6 protein-coding genes and 1 pseudogene are annotated in these 6274 nt (G+C 67.3%); 3 read left to right on the plus strand and 4 right to left on the minus strand.

The window, feature by feature from the left end; all coding sequences use genetic code 11:
* The first annotated feature begins 3 nt into the window (after positions 1 to 3).
* Entirely contained in the window at positions 4 to 837 is an 834-nt protein-coding gene (locus FB478_RS03160) for a LysM domain-containing protein (protein ID WP_134164688.1), read from the plus strand.
* 126 nt (positions 838 to 963) lie between these two features.
* Here FB478_RS03160 and FB478_RS03165 read toward each other — a convergent pair whose 3' ends face one another.
* Genes FB478_RS03165 through FB478_RS03180 form a run of 4 tightly spaced genes read right to left on the minus strand, consistent with a single transcriptional unit; the run spans position 964 to position 4354 of the window.
* Positions 964 to 2427, minus strand: coding sequence for a YdiU family protein (locus tag FB478_RS03165; protein WP_144599783.1), 1464 nt, complete (start codon positions 2425 to 2427; stop codon positions 964 to 966).
* On the minus strand, positions 2411 to 3358 hold the full coding sequence (locus FB478_RS03170; RefSeq protein WP_134164686.1) for a ribonuclease Z: 948 nt from the start codon (positions 3356 to 3358) through the stop codon (positions 2411 to 2413). Before FB478_RS03170 ends, FB478_RS03165 begins: the two co-directional genes overlap by 17 nt.
* Positions 3351 to 3872 carry a mycothiol transferase gene (locus FB478_RS03175; protein WP_144599784.1) on the minus strand — a complete coding sequence of 174 codons (522 nt, stop codon included), beginning with the start codon at positions 3870 to 3872 and terminating at the stop codon, positions 3351 to 3353. The genes FB478_RS03170 and FB478_RS03175 overlap by 8 nt, the downstream gene beginning before the upstream one ends.
* A 50-nt stretch (positions 3873 to 3922) precedes the next feature.
* Positions 3923 to 4354: a hypothetical protein gene (locus tag FB478_RS03180; RefSeq protein WP_018769375.1), complete on the minus strand. Its 432-nt coding sequence runs from the start codon at positions 4352 to 4354 to the stop codon at positions 3923 to 3925.
* A gap of 240 nt (positions 4355 to 4594) precedes the next feature.
* On the opposite strand from FB478_RS03180, the gene FB478_RS03185 reads away from it, so the two are divergent.
* The gene (locus FB478_RS03185) at positions 4595 to 5461 is read left to right on the plus strand and encodes a universal stress protein (RefSeq protein ID WP_144599785.1); all 867 of its coding nucleotides are present in this window, start codon (positions 4595 to 4597) and stop codon (positions 5459 to 5461) included.
* Positions 5462 to 5526: 65 nt separating this feature from the next.
* A pseudogene (locus tag FB478_RS03190) lies at positions 5527 to 6274 on the plus strand (DUF4389 domain-containing protein); the annotation flags it as partial.

Consider the following 6274-nt stretch of genomic DNA (forward strand, 5'->3'; position numbering starts at 1 on the left):
ACTGTGTCAAAAATTTCCACCACTGCCCGTCACCGCGCGACTCCGGCCCGCTCCATTGTGCTCGAGGGCCTCGCCGTAACCGCCAAGTCCCAGGCCCGTTCGCTGGGCCGTCCGGCGCTTGCCGTTGCTGCAGCGTCCGGTATTGCCTTTGGCGTCGGAGCCCCGGCCCATGCAGGTGTCACCGGCCCGGACACCACTGAGAACACCAGCGTCCAGGCATACTCCGCACCTGCCCCGGCAGCAGCACCCGCCGCAGCAGCAGGAACCGTCCACACGGTGGTGTCCGGCGACACCATCGGGGCCATCGCGGCCGCCCATGGCGTCAGCCTCAACGACGTCCTGGCCGCCAACGGACTGGGACTGTCCTCCATCATCTACCCCGGTGACCAGATCCAGATCCCCGGCGCTGGCCACACCGCAGCCCCGGCGCCGGCAGCAGCTCCCGTCCAGACGGCAGCCGCAACCGCACCGGCAAACACCGGCATGAACATGTCCTACGCCTCAGCCGCCCCGGCGGCGTCCACCGGCACCGGGACCGGCGCTGCCATCCTGGCATCCGCTTACAGCCAGGTCGGCGTGAACCAGGACTGCACCGCAATGGTTGAGAAGGCCCTGCGCTCCGTCGGCAAGTCCGTCGGCGACCTGGCCCCCACGCAGTTCTTCCAGTACGGAACCGTTGTCGGCGCTCCCGCCCCCGGCGACCTGATCATCACCTCCGGCCACGTGGGCGTGTACGCCGGCAACGGCCAGGTTGTGAGCGGCGGCGTCAACGGCTACAGCACCGAGGTCCACTCCATCAGCTGGCTCGGCGGCTACTCCGCAGTCCGCGTAGCCTAGCCTTCGCAACGCTTTGGCAGCAGCAGGCTGGTATTAAACAGCAAAGCTGTTCTTAAACAGGAGGGCGGCAGCCGGGTATTCCCGGCTGCCGCCCTCCTGTCATTTCCGCACCGTACCGCTGAACAGTCACGTCCCGCAGAAGGTCATGTAGGTGCCGAAATCCTCAGGGGCACCTTCGGCGTAGCGTTCCAGGCCCGGCCGCTCGGCGAAGGGGCTGCCGACGGCCTCGAGCAACTGCTGCAGGGGAGCCAGGTTTCCGTCAGTGGCGGCGGACAGCGCCTCTTCCACGAGGTGGTTCCGCGGAATATAGGCAGGGTTCACGCTGTCCATCAGTTCCGCGTCGGGCCCCAGGGCCTGCCACCGCTCCGCCCAGGCGTCGAACGCTTCAAGGTCCAGGACCATGCCGCGCACGGGACGGAGGTCCCCCCGCGCGGCCTTGCCCAGGTTCCGGAAGAACAAGGTGTAGTCCACCGGCCCGTCCTTCAGGATGGCAATGGCACCGTCCACCAGGGCGGAGGCGGCGTCGCTGTCCGCATCCCCCGACAGGCCCAGCTTGGCCTTCATGCCGCCGGACCACGCCTGGCTGTACTGTCCGCGGAATCCGCCAAGTACCTCCACCGCGGGGGCAACCGCCTTTTCCTGGTCCCCGTCGATCAGCGGCAGCATTGCCTCCGCCAGCCGTGCAAGGTTCCATTCGGCCAGCACCGGCTGGTTGGCGTAGGCGTAGCGTCCGCTGACGTCGATGGAACTGTAGACAGCGGCGGGATTGAACGCATCCATGAACGCGCACGGGCCGTAGTCGATGGTTTCCCCTGAGATGGTCATATTGTCCGTATTCATGACCCCGTGCACGAACCCCACCAGCATCCACCGGGCCACCAGGTCCGCCTGGGCGGAGACCACCGAGGCGAACAACTCCAGGTAGGGGTTTGGGGCGCCGGCAGCGTGCGGGTAGTGCCTGCCGATGGCGAAATCCGCCAGCCGCTTCAGCAGCTCGAAGTTTTCCGTGGCCCGCGCGTACTGGAAGCTGCCGACGCGCAGGTGGCTGCCGGCAACCCGCGCCAGGACCGCACCGGGCAGCATGCCGTCACGCCTGACCTGCCGGCCAGTTGCCACGACCGCGAGTGAGCGGGTGGTGGGAATGTGCAGGGCATGCATGGCTTCACTGACCACGTACTCACGGAGCATGGGCCCGACGACAGCACGTCCGTCCCCGGCGCGGGCAAACGGCGTGCGCCCCGAGCCTTTGAGATGGAGGTCCAGGAGGCGGCCGCCTTTGTCCGTGACCTCACCAAGCAGCAGGGCGCGTCCGTCGCCAAGCAGCGGAGAGTAGCCGCCGAACTGGTGGCCCGCGTAGGCCTGCGCCACCGGGGTGGCGCCCGCCGGAACGTGGTTGCCCACCAGGAGCCGCACCCCTTCGGGACTGCGAAGGTACCCTGGGTCCAGGCCCAGGTCGCGTGCGAGCCTGTCGTTCAGGACCAGGAGCTCGGGGCTGGGGGCTTCCTCGGCCTGCCAGGGAACGGCGAGTTCCGACAGTTCCCGGGCGAAACGGCCGTCAAAAGTGACCGTGGATTCAGCTGCTGCCGTCATGGCTTAACCCTATCGCCGTAGTTCCGCCCGCTGCTTCCCGTGCCGGTTGCCGGCGGCGGGGAACGGCAATGTGCTGCAGGTCCTCAGCGGCAATGACCGTGGTTCCCGGAGCCTGCGCCCGTGCCTGCTCCGCGAGGTGCGGGACGCCGTCGCCATAGCGTGCGGAGAAGTGGGTGAGCACCAGCATCCGGGACTTCCCGGACGCCGCAAGTTCCCCTGCCTGCCCGGCGGTCAGGTGCAGGTATTGCCGGGCCAGGCCGACGTCGTCGTCACTGAACGTGGACTCGGCCACCAGCAGGTCCGTGCCTGCTGCCAGTTCTTCGGCACCGTGGCACGGTGCGGTATCCATGATGAAAGCGAAGCGCTGGCCCGGCCTGGGAATACTGACCTCTTCCAGCCTGGCCGCTCCGAGGACCCCTTCGCGCTGCAGCAGGCCCACGTCGGGCCCTTCGATGCCCGCCGCCCGCAGCCGCTCCGGCAGGAACGTGCGGCCATCTGGCTCGGTGAGCAGGTAGCCGTATGTCTCGATGCGGTGCTTGAGGGGCCGGACCTCAAGCCTGTCCGCCACGGGACCGGCGCCGCCATGTGGATGGAGCCTCACGTCAAGCCCGGGCGGGCTGAGACCCACCAGGGCCCTGACCACCTGGTCACCGGACGCCGGATAATGCAGGTGGACCGGGTGCGCCACGCCGTCCAAAACCATCCGGGAGAGCACCCCGGGAAGGCCGAAGCAATGGTCCCCGTGCACGTGTGTAAGGCAGATCCTGGTGATGGCGCCCGCCGCCACTCCCGCATGGATCATCTGGCGCTGGGTACCCTCGCCGGGATCGAAAAGCAGCCCTTCGCCGTCCCAGCGCAGGAAGTAGCCGTTGTGGTTGCGGGTCCGCGTGGGAACCTGGGACGCAGTGCCCAGCACTACGAGTTCACGCACCGTTGGAATCTGACGCTGCAAGCAACCCTTTGGCGTAGGCGGCCTGGCCGCCGTGCTGAAGGCAGTCCCCCAGGATGCTGACCAGCCGCACGCCCAGGGTGACGGGCGGATTCCAGCGCCTGTCGACCACACGGTCCAGGTCGGAATCCCCGATACCTTCCAGGACCCTGGCAGTCTGCCGGTGAACGGCCAGGTAATACTCCCGCAGGAGTTCCCGGGGCGCGCAGACTGCGTCCACCTGCTGGCTTGAGTGGCCGTAGCCCGTATCACTGTCCGCCAGCGGGAGCCCGAAGCGGGTTACGAATCCTTCGGCCTTCCAGACCTGCTCCAATCCCGAGGCGGACGCAACCTGCGCATCTTCCACCCGTCCCATGTGCCAGACCAGCCAGGCGATGGAATTGCCTTGGCCTGCAGGACGCAGCTGCAGCTGCTCCTCATCCAGCCCGTCCAGTACCTGCCCCACCAGGCCGGGGAGGCGGTCAAACGCCTCGAGCAACAACTCCTTGGAGTGCATGGGTCTCCTTCCCTGCGGACCGGGTCCGGGCGCAGCCGGCCCCGGGATTGCTAGCGTTCCAGGTCGTCCGGCTCAAACTCACTAAGGGGCGAGCCGCCAAAGTTTTCCTCGTCGTCGCTTGCGTCTGCTTCCAGGCCGGTGGGATTCCCGCCGAAATCGACGTCGGCTGCTGCTTCACCCAGCGTGGGTGTGTCCGGCGGCACCTGCTCATCGCCGGAGCGGTACCGGGCCTCCGCGCTTTCGTCCCGCAGCGTCTGGTCGCTCAGGAAGTCCTGCTCCTCCCCCGAGACTGCTTCGTCCTGCAGTAGCGGGTCCTCCTGCCAGCGGTCCGGATTGTTCTCTGCAGCCCCGGGGTAGCTGTCAGGTTCCCCGTTGACGGGATCGAGCTCCAGTGACGATGCCGCGCCGGGAGTCTCGTCGAGAAGAACGTCGTCTTCCTGCACAACTTCCAACTCATCGTCGGGGACGTTCTGTTCAGTCATGATGATGCCTTTCTCATGGGCTCCGGGCGGATAATAGTAAGCATACTGAGGAACGGTATGCCTGTGAACAGCCACCGCATTTCCGTCCCAAGCGGACAAACGGCGGTTCCCGGCCGCGCGCCAAGGCCACAGGGCGGCCTGAACAGCGCTTCCGTGACTTTTGGCCCTAGAGTGCCGGTGGCGGCGGGGCCAGTCTTGAAAGGCAGGAAGACCAGTTCAAGACGACCAGGAAGTGCGGCCATGACATCCCAGAAACCCATCGCTGTGGGCACCAACGACTCAGCGCAAAGCCAGGCCGCGGTCCTGTGGGCGGCCCGCCGCGCCCACCGGACGCACCTGCCGCTGGTGATCCTCCACGTCGTCGACGACCGGTGGGTAGCTGAACCCTATCCCTGGTTTGGAACCCTCCAGCAGGCCGGCGAGGAACTGCTCAGGACCGCCGCCGGCAGGCTCGAAGGAACCGTGACGGTCACGCCGACTACGGAACTGCTCACCGGAAGCGTGGGCGGCCAGTTGGCCAAGTATTCGAAGAAGACCTCGATGATGGTCATCGGCTCCGGCAGCGGGCACCTTGGCGGGGCCCTCGCCGACCGCGCACTCCAGGTGGCGACCGCCGCCAAAGTCCCTGTCGCCGTCGTCGGGACCCAGGACCTCGAAGGCAGGTCCGGTGTGGTGGTCGGCGTTGACGGGTCTGCCGAGGCAACGCGGGCCGTCGCCTTCGCCGCGGCCGAGGCCGACCGCGAGGGAGACGAACTCACCGTCGTTTATGCCGTCAATGCGCCCGACCCCATCATCGACGCCGGCCTGACGCCGGGGGCGCTCGCGGACCTCATCGTGGACGAAGAACGCGTCGTGCTCTCCGAAACCGTCGCCGGGCTCAAGGAAGACTACCCGGACCTGACCGTGCACCAGCGGCTCGACAGGGAAAAAAACGCGGTGGACGCCCTTGTCGAGGCCGCCGCCGGGGCACGGCTGCTTGTGGTGGGCAGCCGCGGCCGGGGCGCCTTCAAGCGCCTTTTGCTCGGTTCGACCGCACACGGCGTGCTCAGGCACCTCCCGTGCCCCACGATCATTACCCGTACTGACACCGTTCACAGCCCCCTTTAGGCCGCAGCGCCTGCTGGTCCTTCTTCCCGCTCCACATCCTCCCCTACAGCGGAAGGTTCCACGCCATGAAAAAACCCGCCGCCATCATCATGCTGGTCCTCGGCATCCTGATCTCTCTTCCGGGACTGGCCGCGCTGGCGGGAGGAGCCGTGGCATCGGCGGTGGGATCGATCCAGGGGGACGGATACCTGACCTCCGGCACATCCCGTTTTTCCGTCAGTTCCTTTGCCCTCACCTCTCCGCGGGCCGAGGCCATCGGCGAGGATGTGCCGGGCAGGCTTCCTTTCGACATCGGTACCCTGCGGCTGCGGATTGCATCAATGACCCCCGACAAAGCGGTGTTCATTGGCATCGGCCCGCAGGCCGACGTCGAACAGTACCTGTCAGGTGTGCACCACTCGGAGCTGCTGAACATCCGGCAGCGGCCTTTCCGCGCCGAATACCGTGACGTTCCGGGCGGCAACCCCGCATCGCCGCCGGCCGGCCAGCGCTTTTGGACGGCGTCCGTTTCAGGCTCCGGCGAGCAGGAGCTGACGTGGAACATCACCCCGGGCACCTGGGAAGTGGTGGTGATGAATGCCGATGCCTCCTCCGGTGTTGATGTCCAGGCACAGGCCGGCTTCCGCTCAGACCTCATCAGGCCGGCAGCCACAGGCCTGCTGGTGGGCGGCCTCATCGCCCTCGTGATCGGTATTCCCCTCATCGTCTTCGGCGCCATGGGACTGGGCCGGCATGCCGGGCCGCCACCTGTTGGACCATCACCGGGCGGCCCGGCGGTGGCGGGCCCGGGGATGGCGGGACCGGGGATGCAGG

This window comes from Arthrobacter sp. AG367 (assembly GCF_007828995.1).
In the GTDB taxonomy this organism is placed as follows: Bacteria; Actinomycetota; Actinomycetes; order Actinomycetales; family Micrococcaceae; genus Arthrobacter.